1 tRNA gene and 2 rRNA genes (1 of these 3 cut by a window edge) are annotated in these 2,500 nt (G+C 54.4%); all 3 read right to left on the reverse strand.

The window, feature by feature from the left end:
* Window positions 1-77, reverse strand: a tRNA-Met gene (locus tag ACR0ID_RS20155).
* 122 nt (window positions 78-199) lie between these two features.
* Window positions 200-314: ribosomal RNA gene (rrf, locus tag ACR0ID_RS20160) — 5S ribosomal RNA — on the reverse strand.
* Between the two features lie 182 nt (window positions 315-496).
* Window positions 497-2,500 (reverse strand): 23S ribosomal RNA (locus ACR0ID_RS20165); it runs 826 nt beyond the window's last position.

Raw genomic sequence — 2,500 nt, forward strand, 5'->3', positions numbered from 1 at the left:
TGGTTGCGGGAGTAGGATTTGAACCTACGACCTTCAGGTTATGAGCCTGACGAGCTACCGGGCTGCTCCATCCCGCGACACTTTAGTGGTCTATTGCCTGTTCGGCTACTTGAGACCGTTGGCTGGCCTGTTGCTTACGCGATTTGAGGCCTGGGTCGAGTATGTTTTGATCGTGTTGAGAGAAGGGGGATTTTACTAGGTTTGGCGGTGACCTACTCTCCCGGGGCTTAAGCCCAAGTACCATTGGCGCGGCAGTGCTTAACTTCCGGGTTCGGGATGGGACCGGGTGTTTCACTTGCGCTATGACCACCAAACCGAGGAAAATCCCCGTCGCTCTTTTTGCTTTGCAAAAAGGCGACGCGCAGGAGGCAGCGTATTCGCGAAGCGGATGCGCGTTCCTGCACGGTTGTTATGTCAATCAACAGTGTCGCTTGGCGCGACACAGCTATCCAACTCAAGGTGTGTATGTCTTTGATTTGTCTTTCCATTACTGGATCAAATCAAGCCTATCGGGCGATTAGTACCGGTCAACTGAACGCATTACTGCGCTTACATCTCCGGCCTATTGACGTGGTGGTCTTCCACGGCCCTCAGGGAGACCTTGTTTTGAGGGGGGCTTCCCGCTTAGATGCCTTCAGCGGTTATCCTGTCCGATCATAGCTACCCAGCACTGCCGTTGGCACGACAACTGGTCCACCAGTGGATCGTTCACCCCGGTCCTCTCGTACTAGGGGCAACTCCTCTCAAGTCTCCTACACCCACGGCAGATAGGGACCGAACTGTCTCACGACGTTCTAAACCCAGCTCACGTACCTCTTTAAACGGCGAACAGCCGTACCCTTGGGACCTGCTCCAGCCCCAGGATGAGATGAGCCGACATCGAGGTGCCAAACACTGCCGTCGATATGGACTCTTGGGCAGTATCAGCCTGTTATCCCCGGCGTACCTTTTATCCGTTGAGCGATGGCCCTTCCACTCGGGACCACCGGATCACTATGGCCGTCTTTCGACTCTGCTCGACTTGTCAGTCTTGCAGTCAGGCTGGCTTCTGCCATTGCACTCAACGAGCGATTTCCGACCGCTCTGAGCCAACCTTCGCGCGCCTCCGTTACGCTTTAGGAGGCGACCGCCCCAGTCAAACTACCCGCCACGCAGGGTCCCGGATCCGGATAACGGACCGCGGTTAGACATCAAGAGTGCGAAGGGTGGTATCTCAAGGGAGGCTCCACAGGGACTTGCGTTCCTGCTTCAAAGCCTACCACCTATCCTGCACATCACAATCCTGATGCCAGTGCGAAGCTGTAGTAAAGGTGCACGGGGTCTTTCCGTCTAACCGCGGGAAGCCTGCATCTTGACAGGCAATTCAATTTCGCTGAGTCGATGTTGGAGACAGCGGGGAAGTCGTTACGCCATTCGTGCAGGTCGGAACTTACCCGACAAGGAATTTCGCTACCTTAGGACCGTTATAGTTACGGCCGCCGTTTACCTGGGCTTCAATTCAAGGCTCTCACCTCTCCTTTTAACCTTCAGGCACCGGGCAGGCGTCAGACCCTATACGTCGTCTTGCGACTTCGCAGAGCCCTGTGTTTTTAATAAACAGTCGCCACCCCCTGGTTTGTGCCCCCAGCCCCTAGTTGCCTAGGAACCGGGCCTCCTTCTCGCGAACTTACGGAGGTATTTTGCCGAGTTCCTTCAACATCGTTCTCTCAAGCGCCTTGGTATGCTCTACCAGTCCACCTGTGTCGGTTTAGGGTACGGTCTGATGGAGGGCTATTTCCAGGAACCACTCAGCAGCCCAATCAATCCGATAAGATTGAACTACACCTGTGATCCGTCACATCCTCCTGGCCTAGGAATATTAACCTAGTTCCCATCGCCTACGCCTTTCGGCCTCGGCTTAGGGGCCGGCTTACCCTGCTCAGATTAGCTTTAAGCAGGAACCCTTGGACTTTCGGCGAGAGTGTCTCTCACACTCTTTGTCGCTACTCATGTCATCATTCTCACTAGTGATCTCTCCACCGGATCCCTCACAGGCCGGCTTCATCGAAAAGACTCGATCCTCCAAGGTGCCCCGAAAGACACTAAAGAGGATAAGTCTTATGTCACACTACGCTCTGCTACCATGCCTTACGGCATCCTAAGCTTCGGCTCATGGCTTGAGCCCCGTTACATCTTCGCCGCAGGACAACTTATTTAGACCAGTGAGCTGTTACGCTATCTTTAAAGGATGGCTGCTTCTAAGCCAACCTCCTGGTTGTTTTGGTCGTCCCACCTGCTTTCCCACTTAGCCATGAATTGGGGGCCTTAGCTGTAGGTCAGGGTTGTTTCCCTCTCCACTACGGACGTTAGCATCCGCAGTGTGTCTGCCATCTAGTACTCCCGGGTATTCGGAGTTTGGTTAGGATCAGTAAGCCTGTGGGGCCCCATTACCCATCCAGTGCTCTACCCCCCGGGGTATTCGGATGACGCTCTACCTAAATAGATTTCGCAGAGAACCAGC

It is taken from the genome of Ruegeria sp. AL2, assembly GCF_056540845.1.